This is a genomic window from Pseudomonas sp. GW822-FHT01E03 (assembly GCF_058802985.1).
Genome location: NZ_JBXAOQ010000011.1, coordinates 61112 through 87173 on the forward strand (window position 1 = coordinate 61112; position 26062 = coordinate 87173).

The window sequence follows — 26062 nt, forward strand, 5'->3', positions numbered from 1 at the left end:
TTCAAATCTCCTTGGTCAGGCTGTGGCCGGCATCGGCGTGATCGTCGTCGGCGGCGGACAGCGGCCGGGCCGGTGTGCGCTTCTGGCCGGGGCCACCGTCGTTGGTTTCCTTGCCTTCGTCGATCTTCGGGCCCTTGCGCACCAGGCGCATCATGTAGCCAAGACCGGCGCCAAACAGCGCGAAATAAACCACGACAAACAGGATCAGGGTGATGCTCATCTGCATGAAGCTATGGTTGGACGACGCATCCGCCGTACGCATCAGACCATAGACCACCCAAGGCTGACGGCCGATTTCCGTGGTGAACCAGCCGGCGAGAATCGCGATCAGGCCGGACGGCCCCATCCACAGCGCCAGGTACAGGAACGGCCGCGAGGTGTAGAGGGTGTCGCGCTTGCGCAGCCACAGGCTCCACAATCCGGTGAAGATCATCAGCAAGCCCAGCCCCACCATGATCCGGAACGACCAGAACACGATGGTCGAATTCGGCCGGTCTTCAGGCGGGAACTCCTTGAGCGCCGGCACCTGTTTATCCAGGGAGTGCGTGAGAATCAGGCTACCCAGGTACGGGATTTCGACAGCGAATTTGGTCTTCTCCTCCTTCATGTCCGGCCAGCCGAACAGGATCAACGGCGTCGCCTCGTCGCCCTTGTTTTCCCAGTGGCCTTCGATGGCGGCGATTTTCGCCGGCTGATGCTTGAGCGTATTTAGACCGTGGAAGTCGCCGATGACCGCCTGTATCGGCGCGACGATCAATGCCATCCACATGGCCATCGAGAGCATTTTGCGGATCGCCGGGTTGTCCTTGCCGCGCAGCAAATGCCAGGCCGCGGAGGAGCCGACGAAGAAGGCCGTGGCGACGAAGGCTGCCGTGGCCATGTGCATCAGGCGATACGGGAACGAAGGGTTGAAGATAATCGCCAGCCAGTCGGTGGGGATGACCTGACCGTTGACGATCTCGAAGCCCTGAGGGGTCTGCATCCAGCTGTTGGAAGCGAGAATCCAGAACGTGGAGATCAACGTACCAATGGCCACCATCACGGTGGCGAAGAAGTGCAGGCCACGCCCGACCTTGTTCCAGCCAAACAGCATGACACCGAGGAACCCGGCCTCGAGGAAGAATGCAGTGAGCACTTCATAGGTCAGCAACGGCCCGGTCACGGAACCGGCGAAGTCCGAGAAGCGGCTCCAGTTGGTGCCGAACTGATAGGCCATAACCAGCCCGGAAACCACCCCCATGCCGAAGTTGACGGCAAAGATCTTCGACCAGAAATGGTAGAGGTCGCGGTAGGTGTCGTTATGGGTTTTCAGCCACAGGCCTTCGAGTACCGCCAGGTAACTCGCCAGGCCGATGGTGATGGCCGGAAACAGGATGTGGAACGAGATGGTGAACGCGAACTGAATTCGGGCGAGATCAAGTGCCTCTAAACCGAACATAAGTCTTCCTCTGTCAGGTAGTACGGCTGCGGGCTGGAAGCCTGCACCCACGGCCCCCACGGGTATGGAGTGTGGCGAATCCCTTTTTGTTCTTTTTTTTGCACGCATCACAACGCAGGGAGTCTGGCCTTGCGGCCGCCGGATCAATTCCTTTTGTGGGTTTTGATCTGGATCAATCAACGTTGAAAGAGTAGTCCCAATTTCGGGGATGAACCGCGTGGTCTTTTGCCGCGTGACAAGTTGCCTCGCGGCCGGGGTAACAGGCAGAAACATATCTCCTTGCTCGCGAAGGGGGCATCAGCTTCAACATCAATGTCGACTGACACTCAGCCTTCGCGAGCAAGCCCGCTCCCACATGAAAATCGATGTCTGGCTAACTAAATCTTTTGTCACAGCAACTTTTTGTTACAGGCTGGTGATAATCTCGCCACTCCCCTCTCCCCAGATCTTCGCGAAGATGCCCAGCCAAGAGCCCTTGCTGTTACGTCACCATCGCCCTTTTCTCGCGTTCTGGCTGGCCCGGGTATTTACCGCCAGCGGCTTCCAGATGCTCACCGTGGCCATCGGCTGGAACCTGTACCAACTGACCGGCAATGTGCTCGACCTGGGTCTGGTCGGCCTGGTCGAGTTCGCCCCGCGCGTACTGTTCATGCTGCACACAGGGCACGTCGCCGACCGTTATGACCGGCGCAAGGTCGCGGCGATCTGCCAGTCCCTCCAGGCATTGATCGCCCTGTCGCTGGCCATCGGCAGCGCCACCGACCATGTCACCCGGGAAATGATCTTTATCCTGGCCTTCCTGCTCGGTGCCGCTCGCTCCTTTGAAATGCCGACCACCCAGGCCCTGTTGCCCAGTATCGTGCCCAGCGCGTTGTTTCCCCGTGCAGTGGCCGCCGCACAATCGGCCCAGCAATCGGCAACCATCGTCGCTCCAGCCCTCGGCGGCTTGCTCTACGCCTTCGGCAGCGTCTGGGTGTATGGCCCGACGGTGCTTTTGTATGTCATCGCCTGCTCGCTGATGCTCAACCTGCCGGCCCGACAAACCCCGCTGAACAAGGGCAAGGCCACTCTGGATTCGCTGCTGGCGGGCATTCGCTTCATCCGCAGTCGTCCGGACATTCTCGGGGCGATCTCCCTCGATCTGTTTGCGGTGCTATTGGGTGGCGCCACAGCGCTGCTGCCGGTGTTCGCCAAGGACATTCTGCTGACCGGCCCGTGGGGGCTTGGCCTGCTGCGCTCGGCGCCGGCGGTAGGCGCGCTGCTGATGTCGCTGTTCCTGGCGCGGTTTGCCGTGGAACGCAACGTGGGACGGGTGATGTTCACGGCCGTGGGCATCTTCGGCGTGGCAACCATCGCCTTCGGCCTGTCGACCTCGTTCTGGTTTTCCCTGGCGGTGTTGGTGGTGTTGGGCGCGGCAGACATGATCAGCATGGTGATCCGCGCCTCGTTCGTTCAACTGGAAACCCCGGACGAAATGCGCGGCCGGGTCAGCGCCGTCAATGGACTGTTCATCGGTGCCTCGAACCAGTTGGGCGAATTCGAATCGGGACTGACTGCCCACTGGTTCGGCACCGTGCCAGCGGTGGTCATGGGCGGGATCGGCACGCTGGTGGTGACCGGGGTGTGGGTCAAACTGTTCCCGACACTGGCCAGCCGCGATCGCATGCACGTGGCTAAAGATGAAGAGAAGGAAGAGGCGAAGGTCTGACACTCTCTAAACGAGCAACTCCCCCGCCACGGCCATACGAGTGGCTTTACCGCAGAGTTGCTCCACCAGCGCCAGGGAAAATGCCAATGCGCCAGCCGAGCCTTGGGCGGTGATGCAATTGCCGTCGACCACCACCGGTTGATCGACGAAGGTACAGCCCAGCAGTTGATGGCTGGCCGAGGGCAGGCAGGTCATGCGCCGCTGACGCAATACGCCAAAGGCCTGCAGTGCCACGGCGGGCGCTTCGGCGATGCCGGCGAACAGGCGACCGGCCGCCGCCTGATCCTTGACCAATTGTTGCAGGGGTTGGTGGGCAGCCAGGTGCTGCGAACCCACCGCCCCACCGGGCAAGGCGATCAGGTCGAAGGGTTGCGCCAGCAAGTCCACCAGCATCGCATCGGACGTCAGGCGAGTGCCGCGGGCGCAGGTGAGCATGCGCCGTCCTTCAATACTGGCCACCACCACTTCTATTTTGGCGCGGCGCAGCACGTCGATCAGGGTCACGGTTTGCAGGTCGTCGGTGCCCTCGGCGAGGGCAATCAAGGCTCTAAAGGTCATCGGGTACTGTCCACGGAATGATCTTTTAAGCGTAGTCAGCTTTCTGACCCTTGTTCGATACGTGCGGTTACTGGATATAAAGCTGCGTCGACATCGTATTGCCGGGCGCGTTGATCGAGGTATTGCTGAAGGTCAGCGTGCCTTCCTGCTTGCCCGCCAGATCGAGGGCATACAAATAGCCGACGGTTTTTTCCCCGGGAGTGCAGCTGGTCAGGTTGCCGTTCTTGAACGCACAAACTGGTGTGCGGGTGCCATTCACTTCGAAACCGTCCAGGGCGACATGGGCCTCCCGCCCATAACCCACTTCCAGCACGTACACCATGATGTTCGGGCCAATGTGATCGCAGCGAGTCCGGGTTTGCCCTTCGTCGATGTTCTCGACACCACAGGATGGCGACGCGACTTTGAGTACTTTCAACTGCGTCAATGGCGGAGCCGAGGCCGCCACGGCCGTTTGCGCCCCGAGAAACAACGCCCCCCCTATTCCGAGGGCGGCAACCAGACGCTTTTTCATGCAGGACCCATCCACCCCAAAAAACCAGCGCGCAGTATGGCGCACTTGGCTTTGTCGCAAAACATCGACGACGATCACCGCCAAAGCAGCCATATTCCCAAGCTACTGGTATGATGCGCGGCTTTTTCCGGCCCACAGTAATTTCCAGGCGCGTTCTGCTGCCTGTGCTTTGCTGTTGAGGTCGATACATTCACGGCGCCCGGCGCGCCACGGGGAGCAGACATGCTGGAAAGGCTGTTTCAACTCAAGGCACACAACACCAACGTGCGGACCGAGATTCTGGCGGGCATCACGACCTTTTTGGCCATGGCCTACATTCTGTTCGTCAACCCGAGCATCCTCGGCGAGACCGGCATGGACAAGGGCGCAGTGTTTGTCGCCACCTGTCTGGCAGCTGCCATCGGCTCGACGACCATGGGCCTGATCGCCAACTACCCGATCGCCCTCGCACCGGGCATGGGCCTTAACGCCTTCTTCACCTACACCGTGGTCCTGCACATGGGCCACACCTGGCAAGTGGCGCTGGGTGCGGTGTTCATCTCGGCGGTGTGCTTCTTCCTGCTGTCGATCTTCCGCATCCGTGAATGGATCATCAACAGCATCCCGCTGCCGCTGCGCTCGGCGATTGCTGCCGGTATCGGCCTGTTCCTGGCACTGATCGCCCTGCACAACGCCGGCATCGTGGTCAGCAACCCGGCGACCATGGTCGGCCTCGGTGACCTGAAACAACCGGCCCCGATCCTCGCCACCCTCGGTTTTGCCCTGATCGTCGCCCTCGAAGCCCTTGCCGTGCGCGGCGCGGTGCTGATCGGCATTCTGGTGGTGACCATCATTTCCATCGTGATGGGCTTCACCCCGTTCGGCGGCGTGATGTCGATGCCGCCGTCCCTGGCCCCGACCTTCCTGCAACTGGACATCAAGGGTGCACTGGACATCGGTCTGGTCAGCGTGATCTTCGCCTTCCTGTTCGTCGATCTGTTCGACAACTCCGGCACCCTGATCGGTGTGGCCAAGCGCGCCGGTTTGATGCGCAAGGACGGCCACATGCCGAAAATGGGCCGCGCGCTGATCGCTGACAGCACTGCAGCCATGGCCGGTTCCCTGTTGGGCACCTCGACCACCACCAGTTACATCGAATCCGCCGCCGGCGTGAGTGCCGGTGGCCGCACCGGCCTGACTGCCATCGTGGTGGCGTTCCTGTTCCTGCTGGCGCTGTTCTTCTCGCCACTGGCCGCCAGCGTTCCGGCTTTCGCCACCGCGCCGGCACTGCTGTTCGTCGCCGTGCTGATGACATCCGGCCTGGCCGAAATAGACTGGGACGACATTACCGTCGCCGCGCCGGTGGTGATCACCGCGCTGGCAATGCCGTTCACTTACTCCATCGCCAATGGCATCGCCTTCGGTTTCATTTCCTGGACCGCCATCAAGCTGATGTCCGGTCGTGGCCGTGAGCTGAACCCGGCGCTGGTGATCCTGTCGATTCTGTTCGTGATCAAGCTGGGTTGGTTCAACGCATGACTTTTGATTCCCAGGCCTACGCCGTTCAGCTCGAAGAAAAGGTCACGCGTCTGCGTGACCTGCTGGCCCCGTTCGATGCACCGGAGCCAGCCGTTTTCGATTCGCCGCTGAAAAACTTCCGCCTGCGCGCCGAGTTCCGCCTGTGGCGCGAGGCCGGCGAGCGTCATTACGCGATGTTTTCCCAGGAAGACAAACGCACGCCAATCCTGATCGAAGAGTTCCCGATTGCCAGCCTGCGCATCAACCAGTTGATGCCGCAGCTGAAGGCAGCGTGGCAAGCCAGCGCGCCCCTGAGTCACAAGCTGTTCCAGGTGGAGTTCCTGACCACTCTGGCCGGCGACGCGATGATCACCCTGTGCTATCACCGCCCGCTGGACGAGCACTGGCATGCAGCGGCGTCGAAACTGGCGACGGACCTGAACGTCAGCATCATCGGCCGCTCCAAGGGCAAGCGCGAAGTCATCGGTCACGATTACGTGGTCGAGAAGCTGGAAGTCGGCGGCCGCACCTTCAGCTATCGCCAGCCTGAAGGCGCGTTCACCCAGCCCAACGGCACGGTGAACCAGAAGATGCTCAACTGGGCATACGATGCGCTCGGCGATCGCTCCGATGATTTGCTGGAGCTGTACTGCGGCAACGGCAACTTCACCCTGCCCCTCGCCACCCGCGTGCGCAAGGTGCTGGCCACCGAAATCAGCAAGACCTCGGTCAACGCGGCCTTGAGCAATCTCAGCGAAAACGCGGTAGATAACGTCACCTTGGTGCGTTTGTCCGCCGAAGAGCTGACCGAAGCCCTGAACGAAGTGCGTCCGTTCCGCCGCCTGCACGGTATCGACCTCAAGAGCTACGAGTTCGGTAGCGTCTTCGTCGACCCGCCCCGCGCCGGCATGGACCCGGACACCTGCGAGCTGACCCGGCGCTTCGACAACATCCTGTACATCTCCTGCAACCCGGAGACCCTGGCAGCCAACATCGCCCAACTGCACGACACCCACCGCATCAGCCGATGCGCGATGTTCGACCAGTTCCCGTGGACCCATCACATGGAATCCGGGGTGATGCTGACCCGGCGTTGATGGCAAGCGCCCCCACAAATAAGCCGTCCTCGTGACGGTTTTTTTGTATTCGTGCGCGCAAGACTGATAAATACTGGTCCAGCTTCTTCATCTGATCCCCGGTGTAATCAATCATGCAGCGACAATTCGACGATCTTCAGTTGGGCAGCATCGAGCTGTTTTGCCTGGCCGCCGAGGCCGGCAGTTTTACTGCCGCGGCGCTGGTGGCGGGTGTCACCCCCGCTGCCGTGAGCCGTTCGGTGTCGCGCATGGAAGAACGCCTTGGTGTGCGCCTGTTCGCGCGCACCACGCGTAGTGTGAAGCTGACCGACAGTGGTCGCCGTTACTACGAAGAATGTCGCCAGGCCCTTGCGCAACTGGTCGAGGCCCAGCGCGAGGTGATGGGCCAGCAGCAAGTGCCGTCCGGTACGTTGCGCATCAGTATTCCGACCACCTACGCGCATCATCGAATTCTGCCGCTGTTGCCCGAATTTCGGGCGCGTTATCCGGCGGTGAAGGTCGAGTCGCACATCAGTAATCGCAACATCGATTTCGTCGGCGAAGGCTACGACATGGCGATTCGCGTGCGAGCCATCCCGGATTCCGGCCTGATCGCCCGACCGTTGGAAGATGCCGCCCTGGTGATGATCGCCAGCCCTGATTACCTGAAACGAGCGGGCACTCCGCAAACCCTCGACGACCTCGAAAACCACGAATGCATCCAGTACGAATTGCCCAGCAGCGGCCGACGCATTGCCTGGCTGTTCAACGATGAAGGCGTGCCCCGGGAGATTCTGGCCGAGGGCAACCTCAGTTGCTCCGACGATGTGCTGGGCGGTGTGACCCTGGCCAAACACGGGGCGGGACTGTTTCAGACCTACCGTTTTATCGTGGAAAAGGAACTGGCCGACGGCTCGCTGGTGGAAGTGCTCAAGCCCTATGGCGGGCGATCGCGGCCGTTTACCTTGCTGTACCCGCAAAGTCGCCATGTACCGCTGCGCTTGAGGGCGTTTATCGATTTCCTCGTGGAGCACCTGCCGCGCTGACCTGCGAAAGTGTCCGATCACCGCCCACAAACCGCCAACGTGCCTTCACTCCAATTGACCAAATTAACTAGTTAGTACAATTTATCTCCACAGGCTGAAGCCCTCGGCCGATTCCAAAAATAACAAGTGGAGAGATTCCGATGCCCCCTATCGTTCTGGTGCTCAACGGCCCGAACCTGAACCTGCTCGGCACCCGTGAACCGGCGACTTACGGCCACGAAACCCTGGCAGACATTTCGGCCCTGTGCGCACGCGCCGCCGAAGAGTTCGGCCTGGCGGTGGAGTTTCGCCAGACCAACCATGAAGGCGAATTGCTCGACTGGATTCACGCCGCCCGCGGTCGCTGCGCCGGGATCGTCATCAATCCTGCCGCGTGGACCCACACCTCGGTCGCCATCCGCGACGCCCTGGTCGCCAGCGAACTGCCGGTGATCGAAGTCCACCTGTCCAACGTGCACGCCCGCGAGCCCTTCCGCCACCATTCGTTCGTATCCGCCATTGCAACGGCGGTGATGGCCGGTTTTGGCAGTCATGGCTATCGCCTGGCGCTGGAACACTTCAGTCATCGTTTGAAGGGGTGATCGCCGTGACTCAGAACCACGTGATACTGGCCGGGCTGATTGGCGCCGGCATCCAGGCGTCCCGCACACCGGCCATGCACGAGCATGAAGGCGATGCCCAGGGGCTGCGCTACCTGTATCGCCTGATTGATCTTGATCAGTTGAAGCTCGACAGCAACGCCCTGCCCGACCTGTTGATGGCTGCCGAGCGCATGAACTACACCGGGCTGAACATTACCTTTCCATGCAAGCAGGCAATCATCCCGCTGCTCGACGAACTTTCGCCGGAGGCCCGCGGTATCGGTGCGGTCAACACGGTGGTGCTCAAAGATGGCAAACGCATCGGCCACAACACCGATTGCCTGGGCTTTGCCGAGGGGTTTCGCCGGGGTTTGAAAGGCGTTGCCGTTGAACGTGTCGTACAGATGGGCGCTGGTGGCGCAGGTGCGGCGGTGGCCCACGCGTTGTTGAGCGAAGGCGTACAACAGCTGAGCATTTTTGACGTGGACATCCGCCGCGCTCAGGATCTGGCTGACAACCTCAATCAGCATTTCGGCGTCAGTCGGGCGGTGGCCGGGTATGACCTGCCCGACGCCATGGCCCAGGCTGACGGCCTGGTGAACACTACGCCGATGGGCATGAAAAAACTGCCGGGCATGCCCGTGCCGGTCGAGCTGCTGCGGGCCGAATTGTGGGTGGCGGAGATCGTTTACTTCCCACTGGAAACCGAACTGCTGCGCAACGCCCGCGCCCTCGGTTGTCGGACGCTTGACGGCGGCAACATGGCGGTGTTTCAGGCGGTCAAAGCATTCGAGTTGTTCAGCGGCGTAGTCCCGGATGCCCAGCGGATGCTTGAGCATTTCCAGAGCATGAATGACTGAATGAGTGAAGTGAGGGGGCAACCCCCTCACCTCGCCTCAGGCTTGCAGGTACCGCAGAACCGACTCGCAAATCATCTCCCGATGACGCTGCTTGATACGTTCGTCCGGCAGGTCGATCTGAAAAATCTCACCAAAGGTATGGCGGTTCGAGACGCGATAGAAGCAGAACGAACTGATCAGCAAATGCACGTCCAGCGGATCAAGCCCGGTACGGAACAGCCCCTGCTCGGCGCCGCGACGCAGAATCTCGCCCAGTGAATCAAGGATAGTGTTGTTCATCGCCTTGATCGCATCGGAGCGCTTCACGTACTCGGCGTTGTGAATGTTCTCGATACTGACGATGCGCACGAAATCGACGTTGCGATCATGGTGATCGAAGGTGAACTCCACCAGCCGCCGAATGGCTTCGACCGGCGCCAGCTCTGCCAGGTGCAGGCGATTTTCGGTGTTGCGGATATCGCCGTAGAGTTTCTCCAGCACCTCGACGTAGAGCTGCTCCTTACTGCCGAAGTAGTAATAGATCATGCGCTTGGAGGTGTGGATGCGCTCGGCGATGGCATCGACGCGGGCACCGGAAAGCCCCTGCTGGACGAATTCGACAATCGCCTCCTGCAGGATGTTTTCGCGGGTCTTTTCCGGGTTGTTCTTGCGACTCTTGCGCGGCTCGGCACCAGGTTCTACGGAGGCTGCGGGGAGTTCTGAAGTCATTGTCATTGCGGGCTCACGGCCATCACTGCACAGGCTGGCGATTATGGGCTGCGCGGCACAGTGAAGGAAGCCGCGCGGCCCACGTTTAATCCCGCGTTTACGAATTACCTACAACTTCGCCTGGCGCAATGCACCGCTACGGGATTTGGCCATGGCCGCCAGGCGCACCGCGACGTTGGCCGCGCCGTAGCCGGCATAACCGTTTTTACGCTGGATGATCTCGAAGAAGAACCGCCCCTCGAACGGCTCGGTGTACACATGAAACAGTTCACCGCCCTGGGCGTCGCGGTCGTACAACACATTGTAGTAGGCCAGCTCACTGAGGAACTCGTCGTCGAAATCGAACCGCGCCGCCAGGTCATCGTAGTAGTTGAGCGGAATATCCAACAGCGGCACGCCCGCCTCTTTTGCACGGCTGACCTGGGCAAAGATGTCATCACAATCAAACGCGATGTGGTGCACGCCGGAGCCGCGATAACTCGACAGCGCGTGTGAGATCGCGGTGTTGCGGTTCTCGGAAATGTTCAGTGGCAGGCGGATCGAACTGTCCCGGCTACGCAAGGCACGGCTCTTCACCAGACCATAAGGATCCGGCAGCACGACTTCATCGTCTGCCTCGAAATCCAGCAGGCTCTTATAGAACAGCACCCAGCTGTCGAGGCTGTCGGCCGGCAGCGCCATGGCCATGTGGTCGATGCGCTTGAGGCCACCGCTGACCGGTGCATCCGCCAGCAGATTGAAGTCGGTACCGTAGACGTCGGCATCCTGGTCCACCAGATAAATCAGGCTGCCATCCGGCGCACGCACCGCCGCCAGTTCCAGTTCATTGGGGCCCACCAGCCCGCGATAGGGTTGGCCCTTGTAGGCCACGGCTCGGGCCAGCGCACTGGCGCTGTCCTTGACCCGCACGGCGGTAGCGCACAACGAAGGGCCGTGGGCTTCGAAAAAGCTGTGGCCGAAGGAGTAAGGTTCGGAGTTGAGGATCAAATTGATATCGCCCTGGCGCATCAGGCTGACGCTCTTGGAACGATGCTGCCCGGCCTTGACGAAACCCAGTCGCTCAAGCCAATGCGAGAGCTTCGCGCCGAGGCTTTCGTCCACGGCGAACTCGAGAAACTCGATACCGTTGTATTCACTGGCCTTGGGCGTTTCGAACAGAATCTCAGAGTTGGTTGCAGGCTTGGCTTCCTGGGCCAGACGCTCGCGGGTTTTCTCTTCCAGATACAGCAACGAACGCAAGCCGTCGGCGGCATTGGCTCGTGGCGGCGCGGCGCGGAAGCCATCGTTGAAGATTTCCAGCGACAGAGGCCCGGTGTAGCCACTCTTGATGATCGGCGCGAGGAACCCCGGCAAGTCGAATTCACCCTGGCCAGGGAAGCAGCGAAAATGCCGGCTCCACTCCAGCACGTCCATGGCCAGGATCGGCGCGTCAGCCATTTGCACGAAGAAAATCTTGTCGCCGGGAATCTCGGCGATAGCACTTGGATCGCCCTTGAGCGACAGGGTGTGAAAGCTGTCCAGCAACACGCCGAGGCTTGGGTGATCGGCCTGACGCACGATGTTCCACACCTGTTGCCAGGTGTTCACATGCCGGCCCCAGGCCAGCGCTTCGTATCCGATGCGCAGGCCACGTGCCCCGGCGTGCTCAGCCAGCAGTCGCAAGTCGTCGACCAGAACCTGTTCATCACCGATGGACTCGGCCGAGGCATTGCTGCACACCAGCACCAGGTCAGTGCCCAGCTCCTGCATCAGGTCGAATTTGCGCTCGGCGCGTTCCAGGTTGCGCGACAGGCGATCGCGGCGGCAGCCTTCGAAATCACGGAACGGTTGAAACAGGGTGATGGCGATCCCGAGATCGGCGCACATCTGTTTAATTTCCCGTGGACTACCGTCGTAGTAGAGAAGGTCGTTCTCGAAAATCTCGACGCCGTCGAACCCGGCGGCGGCAATGGCTTCGAGTTTTTCCGGCAGGGTACCGCTCAAGGATACGGTGGCAATGGAACGCTGCATGTTTCGGCTCCCGGTGGAGGCTTCGGCTACAGGGAATTTGCGCCGCTTTTAAAAGAGTGAACGGATTATTGAGCTGGTCGATGCATTGAGCAATTTAAAGTGTACTACCCAGTTAGTTTTGCGTGCGATTATCGAACACAATGGCCGATAGCGAATTGACGATTTTTTGTTCACTGCGCAACATCAACACCACATTGGGTCCGGTCTTGAAATCGTCGGCCCCGGTCAACAAGACCCAGAACACCACATAAAAATTTCAAAAAACGGGTATACGCTCATGCGCTCATTCAACGCCTTGCTCACTCGCTCTACCGTCATTACGCCTTGCCTGGCGTCCATCCGAACCCCGCGCTCCGCCGGCACAACCGTGCCGCTCGCTGAATAACCCGTCAGCCGACGAACACAGCCGATCAGCCCTTTCGCGCACGCCGCGACAGACCGATTGATCACGCGCCCTTGAAGTCACGACGAGCCCCGCTTGTCAGTCATTGAACGGATGGCACACATGATTCCTTCTCAAAGTTCTCGCATGGCACCTGCCATGAGCACCGCCACAGGTGGCATCGGCGACAAAATCCGCGGCGCCATGGCAGTCGGCAAAACCCGTTGGGGCATGCTGGCACTGGTGTTTTTCGCCACCACCCTGAACTACATCGACCGCGCCGCCCTGGGCGTGATGCAGCCTATCCTGGCCAAGGAAATGAGCTGGACGGCGATGGACTACGCCAACATCAACTTCTGGTTCCAGGTCGGTTACGCCATCGGTTTCGTGCTGCAAGGCCGTTTGATCGACCGGGTCGGCGTCAAGCGCGTGTTCTTCTGCGCCGTGCTGCTCTGGAGCCTGGCGACCGGTGCCCACGGCCTGGCCACTTCGGCGGTCGGCTTCATGGTCTGCCGATTCATCCTCGGCCTGACCGAAGCGGCCAACTACCCGGCCTGCGTGAAAACCACGCGCCTGTGGTTCCCGGCCGGTGAACGTGCGGTAGCCACCGGTATTTTCAATGCCGGGACCAACGTCGGCGCGATGTTCACGCCGATGCTGCTGCCACTGATCCTGCACGTCTGGGGTTGGCAGGCCGCGTTCCTGTGCATGGCATCACTGGGCGGGATCTGGCTGTTGTTCTGGGGTTTGAAGTACTTCAACCCGGAAGACCACCCGAGCGTGAAACAGTCGGAGCTGGACTACATCCAGAAAGAAGTCGAGCCGGAACAAACCCGCGTGCCGTTCTCGAAAATCCTGCGCATGCGCGGCACCTGGGCCTTCGCCCTCGCCTACTCGATCACTGCGCCAGTGTTCTGGTTCTACCTGTACTGGCTGCCACCGTTCCTCAATCAGCAATACAACCTGGGCATCAACGTCACCCAGATGGGTATCCCGCTGATCATCATCTACCTCACTGCCGACTTCGGTAGCGTTGGCGGCGGCATCCTCTCCTCGTTCCTGATCGGTCGCGGCGTCAACCCGATCAAGGCGCGACTGATGTCCATGTTCCTGTTCGCCTGCTGCATCATCGGCGTGATCATGGCGGCCGGTTCCAGCAACCTGTGGGTCGCGGTGGCCGCCATCTCCCTGGCCATCGGCGCGCATCAGGCCTGGACCGCGAACATCTGGAGCCTGGTGATGGACTACACGCCCAAGCACATGATGAGTACGGTGTTCGGCTTCGGTGGCATGTGTGCGGCGATTGGCGGGATGTTCATGACCCAACTGGTCGGCCACATCCTGACAATCACCAACAACAACTACACTGTGCTGTTCACCATGATTCCGGCGATGTACTTCATCGCGCTGATCTGGATGTACTTCATGGCACCGCGCAAGATTCCGACCGTCACTGACTAAAGTTAAGCGCAATGCCCCCTGTGGGAGCGGGCTTGCTCGCGAATGCGCAGTTTCAGTCGATATTTATGGTGACTGACACTCCGCTTTCGCGAGCAAGCCCGCTCCCACCGTTGTTTTCCGGTTACTTTCTACTTGCGGCTTTGCTGCCAGGCCGCCGCCAACCCGCTGCAGCAGATCACGGCAATGCCGAGCACGGTGGTCAGTGTCGGCGTATGGGAAAACAGCAGCCAGCCCAGCAGGCCGGCGAAGATGATCTGGCAATAGCTGAACGGTGCCAGCAGCGCCGGTGCCGCGAGGCGGAAAGCCTGGGTCAGGAACAGGTGAGCCGTCATCCCGCAGGCCCCCAGCGCCAGCATCATCGCGCCATGCACCAGGTTCGGCGTCTGCCAGAAGAACGGCACCAGCGCACTCATCACCAGCGTGTTGCACAAGCCTGCGAAGAAGTTGCTGGTGGTCGGGCTGTCGATCTCGCTGAGCTTGCGGGTCAGCAGTTGGTAGAAGCAGAAAAACAGCGCCGAGCAGAACGGCAGCAACACCGCCGGGGTAAACAGATCGCCCCCGGGGTGAACGATGATCAGCACTCCGCTAAAACCGAAAATCACTGCCAGCCATTGCCCCCGGGTCACACGTTCGCCAAGCAGCGGTACCGACAGCGCGGTGACCAGTACCGGAGCGAGGAAGTTGACCGACGTGGCCTCGGCCAGCGGGATGTACATCAGCCCCGTGGTGAAAAACAGACTGGTGCCCAGCAGGCACAGCGCCCGGATCACCTGTAGCAATGGCCGTTTGGTACGCAGCACCCGCAACCCGGACTGCGGCAGGAAAATCCCGGCCATCAACAAGGTGTGAACCACGTAGCGCGCCCAGACCACCATGACAATGGGATAGAAACCGGAGAGGTATTTGGAAAAGGCGTCGTGGGTGGAAAACAGGAAGGTCGCGACAATGATCAGCAGGATCCCTTTGAAGGGCTGATTGACGCCGGAAAGCGGGGTGCTGACGGTCATTGGGTTTCCTTTATTACATCCTTATTTTGTAGGAGCGAGCTTGCTCGCGATGAACCTGAGGGCGCCATGTTTTTCCAGGCAGCCTTCATTATCGTTGACGACCATCGCGAGCAAGCTCGCTCCTACCAGCGATAGGTGCGCAGCACCGATTAGAGCCGCGCAAACAATTCCCGGGTTTTATCCAGCGCCATCTGTGCCCGCTCCAACCCACTCACGCCCTGCTCCAGCAACTGCACGGTGGGAATCTCCAGGCTCAGTGGAATGTCAGCCGGCAAAATCCCCAACAACCCCTGCAGGTCACAATCGCCATCGCCGGGGAAACGCCGCTCGTTACGCGCCTGGCGCAAGATCTCCGCCATTTCGGTCGGCCGTAGTCCTGCGACGTCACACAACTGTGCATACCGTAACCGTGAGGGAGCAACTTTGGCCAGATCTTCCAGGCGCGATCCCGAACGATCGAAGTGGAAGGCGTCCACCAGCACTCCGCCGTTTCCCCGCCCGGCGTTTTCTACAATACGCACGGCTTGTTGAAGATTGCGCGCATCGGTCCAGGGCATGAACTCCAGATGCGGGTGCAGCCCATAGAGTGCCGCCAGATCACAGAGTTCGGCAAAATGTTCCGTCAGCCGTTGTTCATCAGGGTCGTTACCGGCCACCAGCAACTCACTTGCGCCGAACTCGGCACCCACCGCCAGGACTTTTTCGAAATCGGCGACGACGGTTTCCGGTTTGAGCCGCAGGATTTCGACGTCCAGCACCCGAATACCGGTATCGCGCAGACGCGCCAGGGTCTGGCGCCGCAGTTCGTGGTCGGCCACCAGGGCAAAATGGTGCTCCTCCGGGGTTGCCGGTACCAGACGCAAGCCGACATGGCTGTAACCGGCCCGCGCGGCGACCTCGACCATATCGGGCGGTGATAACTCCAGCACGGTCAGGCTGGCCAGGGAGAAGATACGCTCGCTCATGCTCATCCCTCGATCAAGGATGGCGCGCAGGCACGCCCGGTTTCGGCGGCTTCGCGGATGGCTTCGATCAGCGCCAACGTACGCGCGGCATCGGCGGCACTCACCAGCGGCTCGACCTCCCGGCGCGCAACTCGCACGAAGTGCTGCAACTGCAAGCGTAGGGCTTCATCGGCACTGAAGTTTTCCTGGGTTGCCAGCAACGGTTGATGCCAGCCGCCATCGACATCGTTGTAGTGCCAGCGTTTAAGCTGCGGAATGCTCAGCGCCCCACCTGTCCCGGCCAGCAAGTAGCACGGTTGATCAGGATGACGCGGATACACCGGGTTCTCCCCCGAATCCAGCTCCCAGCTCCAGGGCGCAGCCACCGCATCGGAGCCGGTCAGGCTGCCCAGTGCACCGTTGTCGAATTGCAGCAGTACCGCCGCGCAATCTTCGTTGGCAAACCCGCGAATGGCGTTGCTGGTGATGGCCTGAACCTGGCGCACTTCACCGCACAAATGCCGCAGCAGATCGAGGTCGTGGATCAGGTTGGTCAACAGCATCCCCGCGCCGGCCTCGCGCCGCCAGGGTGTTTCAAAATAGCTGTCGGGCTTGCGCAACTGCCAGAGCGCCGTAACCGTAGTCAACCGACCCAATGCGCCGCTGTGGACAAGCTCGTGGGCGCGGACAATCAGCGGGTTGTGGCGACGATGATGTCCGACCAGTACCGGAACGCCACTGGCCTTCGAGGCAGTCACCAGCTCCCTGGCTTCATCCAGGTGCACGCCCACCGGTTTTTCCAGCAATACCGGCACGCCGGCCGCGAGGCAATCGAGGGCCGTGCTGACGTGCAGCGTGTTCGGGTTGGCAACTATCACGGCGTCCGGTTTCGCCTGCTCCAGCATCTGACGATGATCGGCGAAACAGGCTACGCCCCATTGCGCCGCAAGACTGGCCGCCTGCGGTCCCGGATCGGCCACGGCGCACAACGTCGCTTCAGTCAGGGATTGCAGATGCTGGTAGTGCTGCTGGCCCATGTTGCCAGCACCGATCAGGGCGATGCGAAGTGGCGAATTCAAGATACGGTCCTCTTGTGAGTGTTATTGGAGCGATGAACTCCAATAATTTAGAACCTGGTTCCAGATTCTTACACAGACCTATCCTGAAAGTGTTCGAACAGCGCACAGCTTCTCAAGCTGTGCGCTGTTCAAAATGTGGGAGCGGGCTTGCTCGCGAATGCAGTCGATTTGCACAGGCCTTAGTTGAACAACTCCGACGCCAGGCTCGCTGCACTCAACTCCTCGGTGTACGCCAGCAACAACGGCGCCAGCTCATGCAGCCGCGCCCCCGGCATCCGTGCACTCGGCCCGGCGACGCTGAGCACGCCGATCACCCGCCCATCGGCGGGATGGCGCACCACTGCCGCAATCGCCGAAGTGCCGACCGCCGAGCTCTCCTCGACCCAGGCGTAGCCCTGGTCCCGCGCCAGACGCAGGCGTTCGAGCAATTCGATGTTCGAGCGCGGCGCGTTCGGCCCCACATGTTCCGGCACTTTTGCGCCCTGCCGCTCCACCAGCGACAAGGCTTCGGCATCGCTCATGCAGGCCAGCCACGCATGCCCAGAGGCTGTGTAAAACAACGGCGCATCGCGGCCCATGTCCGGGTCGTAACGCAGACCGGAGCGCGCGCCCTGGGACTTGGCGATCCAGATCTGACGCTCACCGTCGATCACCCCGAGACGCACCAGTTCGCCGGTTTCCTGCGCCAAGCGGTCAAGCACTGGCTGCACGATGTCGGCACCGCTGCTCGACAGGTAACGGAAGCCCATCGCCACCAGTTTGGTCGAGAGGTGATAACGCAGATTATCCGGATTCTGCCGCACGTAACCGAGGCGGATCAGCTCGGCCAGCAGGCGATGGGTCGCGCTCTTGGGGATATCCAGTTGCTCTGCCAGGGTCTGCATCGGCAGGCCACGGGGATCGCTGGTGAGGCTTTCGAGCACACTGAAAACACGTTCGATCTGACTGCCGGCCATGGTCGCTTCCACGCAAAATTTGCTCGATTCTAGAAGACATCTGAACGAATGCGAAATCTGGAACTGAACGTTCGATAACCGCCCGTTTTACACCCTCAAGACTTGTTCGGCTTCACCTGATTCTTATATTTTCTGGAACAAGATTCCAAAACAATAAAACACCGGAGTTCAAACAATGCCTGCCGAAGCGTACTTTCTTCCCGACATCGACTGCGATGTGCTGATCGTTGGTTCCGGTGCGGCGGGACTGTCGGCGGCCGTGACCGCCGCGTGGCATGGACTGAAAGTCATAGTGGTAGAAAAGGACCCGGTGTTCGGCGGTGCCACGGCCTGGTCCGGTGGCTGGGCCTGGGTGCCTTGCAACCCGCTGGCCCGACGCGCAGGCATCGTCGAAGACGTTGAACTGCCGCGCACTTACCTGAAACACGAACTGGGCGAGCGCTTTGATCCGGCGATGATCGACGCGTTCCTGGAAGCCGGCCCGCGGATGGTGTCGTTCTTCGAGCAGCACACCTCGCTGCAATTCGCCGACGGCAACGCCATTGCCGACATTCATGGCGACACGCCGGGGGCCGGCACCGGTGGACGCTCGGTGATCGCCGCCCCGTACGACGCACGAAAAGTCGGCACACTGCTCAAGCGTCTGCGCAAAACCATGCGGGAAACATCGTTCATGGGCATGCCGATCATGGCGGGGGCGGACCTCACGGCATTCCTCAACCTGACCCGTTCACTGTCGGCGGCCTGGCACGTTACGCGGCGCTTCAGCCGCCACCTGTTCGATCTCGTCGTACATGGCCGGGCGATGCAACTGGTCAACGGCGTGGCCTTGGTGGCGCGCCTGGCGAAATCCGCCGATGACCTCGGTGTGTTGCTCTGGGAATCAGCGCCCGTGAGCCGATTGCTGCGCGAGAATGACCAGGTACGAGGCGCGGTGGTCAACACCGCCAAAGGCTCGGTGCGCATCCATGCACGCAAGGCCGTGGTGCTCGCCGCGGGTGGTTTCGCCAATGACATCGACCGCCGCAAGGCCCTGTTCCCCCGCACACCGACCGGGCATGAGCATCTGGCCTTGCCACCCCTCGGCGTTTGCGGCGATGGCCTGCGCCTGGGCGAAAGTGCCGGTGCCCGGGTGAATAGCGACATGGCGTCCGCCGTCGCCTGGGCACCGGTTTCGCAGGTGCCGCACAGCGACGGCAGCACGGGACACTTCCCGCACATCATCGAGCGGGGCAAGCCGGGCATCATCGGTGTGCTGAGCAACGGCCAGCGCTTCGTCAATGAAGCCAACGGCTACTACGACTACGTCACGGCCATGGTCGCCGCCGCCCCACCGGGTGAAGAAGTAGCGTCGTGGCTGATCTGCACCCATGGTTTTCAGCGTCGATATGGCCTGGGCATCTCTCGGCCATTTCCGGTGCCGCTGTCATCCTTCATCCGCAGCGGCTATCTGAAAACCGGCAACACCCTTGAGGAATTGGCTGCAGCCTGCGGCATCGACCCGGTTGGCTTGCGCACCACCGTGTCGGACTACAACCGCCACGCGCGCAACGGCGAGGACCCGCAATTCGGCCGTGGTTCCACACCCTACAACCGCAAGCAGGGTGACGCACTGCAACAGCCCAACCCATGCGTCGCACCGATCGAACAAGGCCCCTTCTATGCCGTGAAAGTCCAGCCGGGCTGCTTCGGTACCTTCGCCGGGCTCAAGGTCAACCAACATGCCCAAGTCCTGGATGGCGCGGCGCAACCCATCGCCGGGCTGTACGCGGCGGGCGGCGACATGGCCAGCATCATGGGCGGTCACTACCCCGCTGGCGGCATCAATCTCGGCCCGGCGCTGACCTTCGGCTACATCGCCGCGCGCCATATCGCAGGTGTCACTGCTTATGAAAAGGAGATCGACCATGCAGCACATCATTAACGCTCAGGGTTTGAACATGCCGAAACTCGGCCTCGGCACCTGGCCAATGCTCGGCGAGGAATGCACCCGAGCAGTGGAGCAGGCTCTGGCCCTGGGTTACCGGCACATCGACACGGCAGCGGCCTACAACAACGAAGACGCGGTCGGTCAGGCGCTGGCGAACAGTCCGACACCCCGCGAGCAGATCCACGTCACGACCAAAGTCTGGTGGGACCAACTGCAACCCGACGCCATGCGTCACTCCATGGACCGTAGCCTCAAAGCCCTGCGCAGCGAATACGTCGACCTGTTCATGCTCCATTGGCCAACCACCGATTGGGATTTGCCGCGCACCATAGAAACCCTGGTGTCGTTCAAGGAGCAAGGCCTGGCGCGCAACATTGGCGTGGCGAATTTTCCACTGCCCCTGCTACGCAAAGTCGTCGAAGAACTGGGGGCGCCGCTGTCGGCGATCCAGGTCGAGTACCACGTGCTGCTCGGACAAAACGCCCTGCTCGACTACGCCCGTCAACAGGATCTTGCGCTGACAGCCTACACGCCACTGGCGCGCAACAAGGTATCCGACATTCCGGCCATCCGGCGGATCGCCGCGAAACACGGCGTACTGCCGACGCAGGTCGCGCTCAAATGGCTGCTTGATCAACCCAACGTGGCCGCGATCCCCAAGGCCAGCAGCGAGCCCAATCAACTGGCCAATCTCGCGGCGCTGGATGTGCGACTGGATGATGAAGACCGTGCCTTGATCGCCAGCCTGTCCAAACGCGAGCGCCAGGTCAGCCCTGACTTTGCGCCGGTGTGGGATGCATTCGACGAATAATCCGCAGGACCGGCGATCGCTCTCACGATAAAAACCCATCGCCCGAGGGAATTCGATGGGTTATCCGTGTTCAATACAAGCCTGAGACCTTCTCGGCAACCCTTCACGGGTAGCCGGGAATCAACCTGTGCGCGGAAAAAAGACGGACGGCCGGACTGGCGCCGCTCCCACTTGGCAGCAACACTCATCGGACGACGCTTTCCCCGGAACAGAAGAGGATTCCCACATGCTATGGAAAAAAGGCCGACGCAGCGACAACGTGGTCGACGCCCGTGGCGATGATGTCGGCGGTGGTGGCGGCGGCATGCGTTTTGGCGGTGGCAAGGGTTTGAGCCTGACGGCGATCCTCCTGATTGTCGGCATCGGCTGGATCACCGGCCAGGATCCACTGCAGATCCTCGGACAACTGACCGGGCAAATGGAGCAGCAATCGGCGCCCGCCACCAACCAGAGTCGCCAGGCACCGCCGGCCAATGATGAGAGCGCGGAATTCGTGCGCTCGATCCTCGGCGATACCGAAGACACCTGGGGCGCGATATTCCAGCAGGCCGGCCGCCAATACAAGGACCCGACCCTGGTGTTGTTCAGCAACCGCGTGAATTCGGCCTGCGGTCTGGCCACCTCGGCGACCGGCCCCTTCTATTGCCCGGGCGACCAGAAGGTCTACCTGGACATGGCATTCTTCCAGGAGATGTCCCAACGCTTTTCCGCCGCGGGAGACTTCGCCCAGGCCTACGTGATCGCTCACGAAGTCGGACACCACGTGCAGACCCTGCTTGGGGTGTCCACGAAAATTCAGGCAGCGCGCCAACAAGGCCGGCAGATGGAAGGCGACGGTGGTTTGCTGGTTCGCCAGGAACTTCAGGCCGATTGCCTGGCCGGCGTCTGGGCCAACAATGCGCAGAAGCGCCTGAACTGGTTGGAACCGGGCGACATCGAAGAAGCACTGAACGCCGCGAACGCCATCGGCGACGATCGTTTGCAGCAACAGGGTCAGGGCCGTGTGGTCCCGGACTCATTCACCCATGGTACGTCGGCGCAACGGGTGCGCTGGTTCAAAACCGGTTTCGCCCAAGGCCAGGTTGGCCAGTGCGATACCTTTGCGGCGAAAAATCTGTAAATGAAGAAGTGGTTGTTGGTTGTTCTGTTTACTTGCGCAACGTCCCAGGCCGCCGAGCATGGGGTCAAGGAACTCAGTTCAGGGCGCCTGCTGTTGAAGTCAGGTGAAATCGCGGTGGGCATCAGCCCCGCCCCGGCAAAAATCGAACGGGTGCTGATCATCCTCCACGGTCGCTTGCGCAATGCGCAAACCTATCTGCAGAGTGGTGAGCACGCGGCCGAACTGGCGGGGCAAAGCGCAACGACCCTGGTGATCGCCCCGCAATTCCTCAATGAAACCGACGTTGCGGTCCATCCGGTGGCCGACACCGTTTTGCGCTGGCAAGGCAATGAATGGATGGCCGGCGGCGAATCCACGGCACCCTTTCGGCTGAGTTCCTACGCGGCGCTCGACGAAATCATCGCCCGCTTGGGTGACCGTCAGCAGTTTCCGGATGTGAAGCAAATCGTCATCGCCGGGCACTCCGGCGGCGCGCAGGTGGTTCAGCGCTATGCGTTGCTCGGCCACGCGCAATCCGACCTCGATGCAGCCGGCGTGCAGGTGCGCTACGTGATCGCCAATCCGTCCTCCTACGCTTATTTCGATGAGCGCAGGCCCGTGGCGTTCAGCCACGCCGGCTGCCCGAATTTCCATCGCTGGAAGTACGGGCTGGCGGATTTACCGGCTTACGCCGAAGGACAAACCGCAGCACAGTTGCAGGAAAGTTACCTCAAGCGTGAAGTCGTTTATCTGCTGGGGCAGCAGGACACCGACCCGAATCATCCGGCGCTGGATAAGAGCTGTGAAGCCAAGGCGCAAGGGCCGTCTCGATTGGCCCGCGGGCGTTTTTACTTCGATTATTTGAAGCGGCTGCAACCGCAAGGGTTGAAGCAGCAATTGGTTGAAGTGCCCGGGGTCGGGCATAACGGGGATGGGATGTTTACCTCGCCAGAGGGGCAGAAGGCATTGTTCGGGCAGTAGTATTTGTGGTGTCTGGAAGGGCCTCTTCGCGAGCAAGCCCGCTCCCACATTGGACCTGCGGTGTACACATCATTTGTGAGCACCCGAGATCAAATGTGGGAGTGGGCTTGCTCGCAAAAGCGGTTCACCCGACAACAACGCCCTCAAGCCGAAAGCATCTGCCGCAACTCAACACAATCCGCCGCATGCCAATCGGTCAATTCCGGCCATGGATTATCCGGCAGATTCACCAACACAGTCCGCGCTCCCGCTGCCCGCCCACAATCGAGATCGAAGCGGTAATCACCGACCATCACCATCTCGCTCGCCGGCACCTTCCATGCTTCGGCCAGTTTCAGCAACCCGCCCGGATGCGGCTTGGGCGGAGCATCATCGCGGCCCAACACATCCTCCAGCGCAAAGCAGTCGGCCAGGCCAATGGCCTCCAGCGTGACATGCGCCAGCTCCCGGGCGTTGCGCGTGAGAATGCCCAGGCGATAACCACGCCCGGCCAGTTCGCGCACCAGTTCCACCGCGCCCGGCGCCGGTTGCGAACCGAGGGCCAGGTCCCGCTCGTGCTCCAGCAGCCACGCATGTTTGGCTGCGGCTTCATCGGCCGGCAGTGCGGCGAGGTGGGTCAGGATGTCGTGTTCGGCAGGGATCGCCAACGCCACGCGAATCGCCGCGAAGTCGTGCACGGCTACCGTCAGGGTGCCGTCCATGTCGAACACCCAGTGACGCACGTCGGCCAGGCTCACGCCCAATCCTTGCGGTGACGGATCAAGCCTTCCTGGGTGACCGAGGCCACCAGTTGCCCGGCGCGGTTGAACACGCTGCCACGGGAGAAGCCACGGGAATTGCCGGCCCACGGACTGTCCATCGCATAGAGCAACCAGTCATCGGCACGCAGATCCTGGTGGAACCACAGTGCGTGATCGAGGCTGGCGACCTGCATATCCTTGTGCCACACCGATTTGCCGTGGGGCTGCATCGAGGTGACCAGCAGACCGAAGTCCGATGCGTAGGCCAGCAGGTATTTATGCAGCGCCGGCGAATCGGCCAACGCCCCGTCGGCGCGGAACCAGACGTACTTGACCGGATCGGAGGGCAGCGGGTTGTAGGGATCTTTCTCGGTCACCGGGCGAAATTCGATCGGCTTCGGGCACAGCAGTTTTTCGCGCATTTTCTCGGGGATCAGGTGCGCGCGCTGCTGGGTGATTTCCAGTTCCGATGGCAGGTTTTCCGGACCGACCACTTGCGGCATTTCGGTCTGGTGCTGAAAGCCTTCTTCGTCGTACTGGAACGACGCACTGCACGTGAATATCGGGTGGCCCTTCTGGATCGCCGTCACCCGACGCGTGCTGAAGCTGCCACCGTCACGCACCCGGTCAACCTGATACACCACCGGCAACCCGGCATCGCCTGGGCGCAGGAAATAGCCGTGCATCGAATGCACATGGCGCGCCTCTTCAACCGTCTGACTGGCCGCCGACAGCGACTGGCCGAGCACCTGACCACCGAACAGCTGACGAAAACCCAGGTCCTGGCTACGGCCACGGAACAGGTTTTCTTCGATCGGCTCCAGCGTCAGCAGGTCGACCAGATCTTCCAACACTTGGCTCATTCAGACTCTCCTCACACAACGCAATACCGCGCAGTCTTGGCTGCGGCGGTCGATTCAGTTTCTGGCCCGGGCCAACATGTGGTCCATTGTAAACGTCCGTGTCAGGTTATCCATGCAAGGTTTGCAGCCATTGTTCACGGCTGATGCGGTACAACACATGGTGATGCAGGGGATGATCGACGGAGAGCTTGGGATGATCGAAGTCATCGGCCGGATCGTGATGCATGCCAATCGCCTGCATGACTTTCTGCGACGGCAGGTTACTGTCAGCGGTAAAGGACACGACTTCGCTCAGCAGCAAGCGGTCAAACCCGCAGCGCAGAGCGGTCCACGCCGCTTCACTGGCGTAACCCAACCCCCAGTGCTCGCGGGCCAGGCGCCAGCCGATTTCCGTGGCCGGGGTGAAAGGCGCGTCGAAACCGACCACACCGAGCCCGGTAAAACCGATGAATTGGCCGGTGTCCTTGCGTTCCAGAGCCCATAGGCCGAAACCGTGCTCGGCGAAATGACCACGGATTCGCCCGATCAATGAGGCGCTCTCCAGCCGACTCAAGGCTGCCGGGAAATAGCGCATCACCTGCGGATCGGCACACATCGCCGCAAAGTCAGGTAAATCTTCATCGCGCCACTGGCGCAACAGCAGCCGAGCGCTTTCAAGCTCCAGTATTGGCTCCATCGTGCCCCGCCCCTCCATTTCAATGTCGCCAGTCTACAACGCTGGTAGGATCCGTCTCTCATTCCTACATGAAATGACCATGCCACTGCCGCTGATTTATCACGAAGACTACAGTCCAGAGTTTCCGGCGGATCACCGCTTCCCCATGGACAAGTTCCGCCTGTTGCGCGATCACCTGGTGGCCAGCGGCCTGACCCGCGACGCCGATCTGCTGCGCCCGGACCTGTGTCCCGCAGAGATTCTCGCCCTCGCCCATGACCCTTCGTATATCGAGCGTTACATGAGTGGCGAATTATCCCGCGAAGACCAGCGCCGCCTCGGCCTGCCCTGGAACGAAGCCCTGGCCCGACGCACGGTGCGGGCGGTGGGCGGCTCGTTGCTGGCGGCCGAGCAGGCGCTGGAGCATGGTCTGGCCTGCCACCTCGCGGGCGGCACCCACCATGCGCACTACGATTACCCGGCCGGGTTCTGCATCTTCAATGACCTGGCGGTGATCAGCCATTACCTGCTGGAAAGTGGTCGGGTGAACCGCGTGCTGATCTTCGATTGCGACGTGCATCAGGGCGACGGGACTGCACGAATACTTCATAACACCCCGGAAGCGGTGACCGTTTCCCTGCACTGCGAGAAGAACTTTCCCGCACGCAAGGCCGAAAGTGATTGGGACATTCCACTGCCCAAAGGCATGGGCGATGCCGACTACCTGAAGGTGGTGGACGATGCACTCAACTACCTGCTGCCGCTCTACCAACCGGATCTGGTGCTGTATGACGCCGGGGTCGATGTGCATAAGGACGACGCCCTGGGTTATCTGAAGCTGACAGACGAAGGCGTCGCCGCCCGCGATGAAAGCGTGATGCGCCATTGCCTGGGCCGTGACATTCCGGTGGTCGGGGTAATCGGCGGCGGCTACAGCAAGGACCGCCAGGCCCTCGCCCGCCGTCACGGCATCCTCCATCACAGCGCGCAGCGCGTCTGGCAGTCATCAGGTTGTCACTGAGTTGTGGATGCTTTACCCACAATGCCTGTGGAGCTGCCTGTGGATAACCTGAGTGAAAGGGCCTGCAGCCCATGCGGAGCTTGAGCTACAGAGCACTGGTTGTTTTTTAACCAATCCTCGAATTCACCAAAGATCCC

General features: G+C 61.0%; 24 protein-coding genes. 12 read left to right on the plus strand and 12 right to left on the minus strand.

What is annotated here, in order from left to right:
* Position 1: 1 nt before the first annotated feature.
* Entirely contained in the window at positions 2 to 1438 is a 1437-nt protein-coding gene (locus AC1RP7_RS21545; RefSeq protein WP_057713213.1) for a cytochrome ubiquinol oxidase subunit I, read from the minus strand.
* 457 nt (positions 1439 to 1895) lie between these two features.
* On the opposite strand from AC1RP7_RS21545, the gene AC1RP7_RS21550 reads away from it, so the two are divergent.
* A complete protein-coding gene (locus tag AC1RP7_RS21550; RefSeq protein WP_008050777.1) occupies positions 1896 to 3146 on the plus strand; it encodes an MFS transporter in 1251 nt (416 codons plus the stop codon).
* A gap of 6 nt (positions 3147 to 3152) precedes the next feature.
* Here AC1RP7_RS21550 and AC1RP7_RS21555 read toward each other — a convergent pair whose 3' ends face one another.
* Together AC1RP7_RS21555 and AC1RP7_RS21560 are read right to left on the minus strand one after the other, a co-directional pair.
* The gene (locus AC1RP7_RS21555; RefSeq protein WP_057713211.1) at positions 3153 to 3704 is read right to left on the minus strand and encodes a DJ-1 family glyoxalase III; all 552 of its coding nucleotides are present in this window, start codon (positions 3702 to 3704) and stop codon (positions 3153 to 3155) included.
* A gap of 67 nt (positions 3705 to 3771) precedes the next feature.
* Positions 3772 to 4218 carry a DUF4879 domain-containing protein gene (locus tag AC1RP7_RS21560; protein ID WP_102672610.1) on the minus strand — a complete coding sequence of 149 codons (447 nt, stop codon included), beginning with the start codon at positions 4216 to 4218 and terminating at the stop codon, positions 3772 to 3774.
* Between the two features lie 222 nt (positions 4219 to 4440).
* Between AC1RP7_RS21560 and AC1RP7_RS21565 the strand changes: the two genes are divergently transcribed.
* The 5 genes from AC1RP7_RS21565 to AC1RP7_RS21585 all read left to right on the plus strand — a co-directional run bounded on the left by AC1RP7_RS21565 (position 4441) and on the right by AC1RP7_RS21585 (position 9278).
* Positions 4441 to 5736 carry an NCS2 family permease gene (locus tag AC1RP7_RS21565; RefSeq protein ID WP_154862151.1) on the plus strand — a complete coding sequence of 432 codons (1296 nt, stop codon included), beginning with the start codon at positions 4441 to 4443 and terminating at the stop codon, positions 5734 to 5736.
* Positions 5733 to 6812, plus strand: coding sequence for a tRNA (uridine(54)-C5)-methyltransferase TrmA (gene trmA, locus AC1RP7_RS21570; protein WP_154862150.1), 1080 nt, complete (start codon positions 5733 to 5735; stop codon positions 6810 to 6812). Before AC1RP7_RS21565 ends, trmA begins: the two co-directional genes overlap by 4 nt.
* Positions 6813 to 6925: 113 nt before the next feature.
* Positions 6926 to 7837 (plus strand): LysR family transcriptional regulator, encoded by a 912-nt coding sequence (locus AC1RP7_RS21575; RefSeq protein WP_090451530.1) that lies wholly within the window; start codon positions 6926 to 6928, stop codon positions 7835 to 7837.
* Between the two features lie 140 nt (positions 7838 to 7977).
* Positions 7978 to 8418: a type II 3-dehydroquinate dehydratase gene (gene aroQ, locus AC1RP7_RS21580; protein ID WP_090451531.1), complete on the plus strand. Its 441-nt coding sequence runs from the start codon at positions 7978 to 7980 to the stop codon at positions 8416 to 8418.
* A gap of 5 nt (positions 8419 to 8423) precedes the next feature.
* Positions 8424 to 9278, plus strand: coding sequence for a shikimate dehydrogenase (locus AC1RP7_RS21585; protein ID WP_057716559.1), 855 nt, complete (start codon positions 8424 to 8426; stop codon positions 9276 to 9278).
* Between the two features lie 36 nt (positions 9279 to 9314).
* Here AC1RP7_RS21585 and AC1RP7_RS21590 read toward each other — a convergent pair whose 3' ends face one another.
* Both AC1RP7_RS21590 and quiC read right to left on the minus strand, forming a co-directional pair.
* The gene (locus AC1RP7_RS21590; protein ID WP_057713206.1) at positions 9315 to 9992 is read right to left on the minus strand and encodes a TetR/AcrR family transcriptional regulator; all 678 of its coding nucleotides are present in this window, start codon (positions 9990 to 9992) and stop codon (positions 9315 to 9317) included.
* A gap of 102 nt (positions 9993 to 10094) precedes the next feature.
* Complete coding sequence (quiC, locus tag AC1RP7_RS21595) at positions 10095 to 11996, minus strand: 3-dehydroshikimate dehydratase QuiC (RefSeq protein ID WP_057713205.1); 1902 nt, start codon at positions 11994 to 11996, stop codon at positions 10095 to 10097.
* A gap of 505 nt (positions 11997 to 12501) precedes the next feature.
* Between quiC and AC1RP7_RS21600 the strand changes: the two genes are divergently transcribed.
* Entirely contained in the window at positions 12502 to 13839 is a 1338-nt protein-coding gene (locus AC1RP7_RS21600) for an MFS transporter (protein ID WP_154862147.1), read from the plus strand.
* A gap of 128 nt (positions 13840 to 13967) precedes the next feature.
* Here AC1RP7_RS21600 and AC1RP7_RS21605 read toward each other — a convergent pair whose 3' ends face one another.
* From AC1RP7_RS21605 to AC1RP7_RS21620, 4 genes are all read right to left on the minus strand, one after another.
* On the minus strand, positions 13968 to 14846 hold the full coding sequence (locus AC1RP7_RS21605) for a DMT family transporter (RefSeq protein WP_057713203.1): 879 nt from the start codon (positions 14844 to 14846) through the stop codon (positions 13968 to 13970).
* Between the two features lie 149 nt (positions 14847 to 14995).
* The gene (locus AC1RP7_RS21610; RefSeq protein ID WP_090451537.1) at positions 14996 to 15811 is read right to left on the minus strand and encodes a sugar phosphate isomerase/epimerase family protein; all 816 of its coding nucleotides are present in this window, start codon (positions 15809 to 15811) and stop codon (positions 14996 to 14998) included.
* 2 nt (positions 15812 to 15813) lie between these two features.
* Entirely contained in the window at positions 15814 to 16869 is a 1056-nt protein-coding gene (locus AC1RP7_RS21615; protein WP_057713201.1) for a Gfo/Idh/MocA family protein, read from the minus strand.
* Between the two features lie 179 nt (positions 16870 to 17048).
* Positions 17049 to 17825, minus strand: a complete 777-nt coding sequence (locus AC1RP7_RS21620) for an IclR family transcriptional regulator (RefSeq protein WP_057713200.1) — start codon at positions 17823 to 17825, stop codon at positions 17049 to 17051.
* Between the two features lie 175 nt (positions 17826 to 18000).
* On the opposite strand from AC1RP7_RS21620, the gene AC1RP7_RS21625 reads away from it, so the two are divergent.
* The 4 genes from AC1RP7_RS21625 to AC1RP7_RS21640 all read left to right on the plus strand — a co-directional run bounded on the left by AC1RP7_RS21625 (position 18001) and on the right by AC1RP7_RS21640 (position 22646).
* The gene (locus AC1RP7_RS21625) at positions 18001 to 19749 is read left to right on the plus strand and encodes an FAD-dependent oxidoreductase (protein WP_493182814.1); all 1749 of its coding nucleotides are present in this window, start codon (positions 18001 to 18003) and stop codon (positions 19747 to 19749) included.
* The gene (locus AC1RP7_RS21630) at positions 19733 to 20566 is read left to right on the plus strand and encodes an aldo/keto reductase (protein WP_407516324.1); all 834 of its coding nucleotides are present in this window, start codon (positions 19733 to 19735) and stop codon (positions 20564 to 20566) included. The genes AC1RP7_RS21625 and AC1RP7_RS21630 overlap by 17 nt, the downstream gene beginning before the upstream one ends.
* A gap of 226 nt (positions 20567 to 20792) precedes the next feature.
* The gene (gene ypfJ, locus AC1RP7_RS21635) at positions 20793 to 21686 is read left to right on the plus strand and encodes a KPN_02809 family neutral zinc metallopeptidase (protein ID WP_057713197.1); all 894 of its coding nucleotides are present in this window, start codon (positions 20793 to 20795) and stop codon (positions 21684 to 21686) included.
* Positions 21687 to 22646 carry an alpha/beta hydrolase gene (locus tag AC1RP7_RS21640; RefSeq protein WP_493182812.1) on the plus strand — a complete coding sequence of 320 codons (960 nt, stop codon included), beginning with the start codon at positions 21687 to 21689 and terminating at the stop codon, positions 22644 to 22646. It begins immediately after the preceding gene.
* Positions 22647 to 22789: 143 nt separating this feature from the next.
* Here AC1RP7_RS21640 and AC1RP7_RS21645 read toward each other — a convergent pair whose 3' ends face one another.
* The 3 genes from AC1RP7_RS21645 to AC1RP7_RS21655 all read right to left on the minus strand — a co-directional run bounded on the left by AC1RP7_RS21645 (position 22790) and on the right by AC1RP7_RS21655 (position 24925).
* Positions 22790 to 23383 carry an HAD family hydrolase gene (locus AC1RP7_RS21645; RefSeq protein WP_008052432.1) on the minus strand — a complete coding sequence of 198 codons (594 nt, stop codon included), beginning with the start codon at positions 23381 to 23383 and terminating at the stop codon, positions 22790 to 22792.
* Positions 23380 to 24249, minus strand: a complete 870-nt coding sequence (gene tesB, locus AC1RP7_RS21650) for an acyl-CoA thioesterase II (protein WP_090451550.1) — start codon at positions 24247 to 24249, stop codon at positions 23380 to 23382. The genes AC1RP7_RS21645 and tesB overlap by 4 nt, the downstream gene beginning before the upstream one ends.
* A gap of 106 nt (positions 24250 to 24355) precedes the next feature.
* Entirely contained in the window at positions 24356 to 24925 is a 570-nt protein-coding gene (locus AC1RP7_RS21655; RefSeq protein ID WP_150813523.1) for a GNAT family N-acetyltransferase, read from the minus strand.
* 79 nt (positions 24926 to 25004) lie between these two features.
* Between AC1RP7_RS21655 and AC1RP7_RS21660 the strand changes: the two genes are divergently transcribed.
* Positions 25005 to 25925, plus strand: coding sequence for a histone deacetylase family protein (locus AC1RP7_RS21660; RefSeq protein WP_223500261.1), 921 nt, complete (start codon positions 25005 to 25007; stop codon positions 25923 to 25925).
* Positions 25926 to 26062: the final 137 nt, after the last annotated feature.

Bases quoted from the DNA above. Each gene is read 5' to 3' on its own strand.
- AC1RP7_RS21545 (WP_057713213.1), bottom strand. From the start codon at position 1,438: ATGTTCGGTTTAGAGGCACTTGATCTCGCCCGAATTCAGTTCGCGTTC.
- AC1RP7_RS21550 (WP_008050777.1), top strand. From the start codon at position 1,896: ATGCCCAGCCAAGAGCCCTTGCTGTTACGTCACCATCGCCCTTTTCTC.
- AC1RP7_RS21555 (WP_057713211.1), bottom strand. From the start codon at position 3,704: ATGACCTTTAGAGCCTTGATTGCCCTCGCCGAGGGCACCGACGACCTG.
- AC1RP7_RS21560 (WP_102672610.1), bottom strand. From the start codon at position 4,218: ATGAAAAAGCGTCTGGTTGCCGCCCTCGGAATAGGGGGGGCGTTGTTT.
- AC1RP7_RS21565 (WP_154862151.1), top strand. From the start codon at position 4,441: ATGCTGGAAAGGCTGTTTCAACTCAAGGCACACAACACCAACGTGCGG.
- trmA (WP_154862150.1), top strand. From the start codon at position 5,733: ATGACTTTTGATTCCCAGGCCTACGCCGTTCAGCTCGAAGAAAAGGTC.
- AC1RP7_RS21575 (WP_090451530.1), top strand. From the start codon at position 6,926: ATGCAGCGACAATTCGACGATCTTCAGTTGGGCAGCATCGAGCTGTTT.
- aroQ (WP_090451531.1), top strand. From the start codon at position 7,978: ATGCCCCCTATCGTTCTGGTGCTCAACGGCCCGAACCTGAACCTGCTC.
- AC1RP7_RS21590 (WP_057713206.1), bottom strand. From the start codon at position 9,992: ATGACAATGACTTCAGAACTCCCCGCAGCCTCCGTAGAACCTGGTGCC.
- quiC (WP_057713205.1), bottom strand. From the start codon at position 11,996: ATGCAGCGTTCCATTGCCACCGTATCCTTGAGCGGTACCCTGCCGGAA.
- AC1RP7_RS21600 (WP_154862147.1), top strand. From the start codon at position 12,502: ATGATTCCTTCTCAAAGTTCTCGCATGGCACCTGCCATGAGCACCGCC.
- AC1RP7_RS21605 (WP_057713203.1), bottom strand. From the start codon at position 14,846: ATGACCGTCAGCACCCCGCTTTCCGGCGTCAATCAGCCCTTCAAAGGG.
- AC1RP7_RS21610 (WP_090451537.1), bottom strand. From the start codon at position 15,811: ATGAGCGAGCGTATCTTCTCCCTGGCCAGCCTGACCGTGCTGGAGTTA.
- AC1RP7_RS21620 (WP_057713200.1), bottom strand. From the start codon at position 17,825: ATGGCCGGCAGTCAGATCGAACGTGTTTTCAGTGTGCTCGAAAGCCTC.
- AC1RP7_RS21625 (WP_493182814.1), top strand. From the start codon at position 18,001: ATGCCTGCCGAAGCGTACTTTCTTCCCGACATCGACTGCGATGTGCTG.
- AC1RP7_RS21630 (WP_407516324.1), top strand. From the start codon at position 19,733: ATGCAGCACATCATTAACGCTCAGGGTTTGAACATGCCGAAACTCGGC.
- ypfJ (WP_057713197.1), top strand. From the start codon at position 20,793: ATGCTATGGAAAAAAGGCCGACGCAGCGACAACGTGGTCGACGCCCGT.
- AC1RP7_RS21640 (WP_493182812.1), top strand. From the start codon at position 21,687: ATGAAGAAGTGGTTGTTGGTTGTTCTGTTTACTTGCGCAACGTCCCAG.
- tesB (WP_090451550.1), bottom strand. From the start codon at position 24,249: ATGAGCCAAGTGTTGGAAGATCTGGTCGACCTGCTGACGCTGGAGCCG.
- AC1RP7_RS21655 (WP_150813523.1), bottom strand. From the start codon at position 24,925: ATGGAGCCAATACTGGAGCTTGAAAGCGCTCGGCTGCTGTTGCGCCAG.
- AC1RP7_RS21660 (WP_223500261.1), top strand. From the start codon at position 25,005: ATGCCACTGCCGCTGATTTATCACGAAGACTACAGTCCAGAGTTTCCG.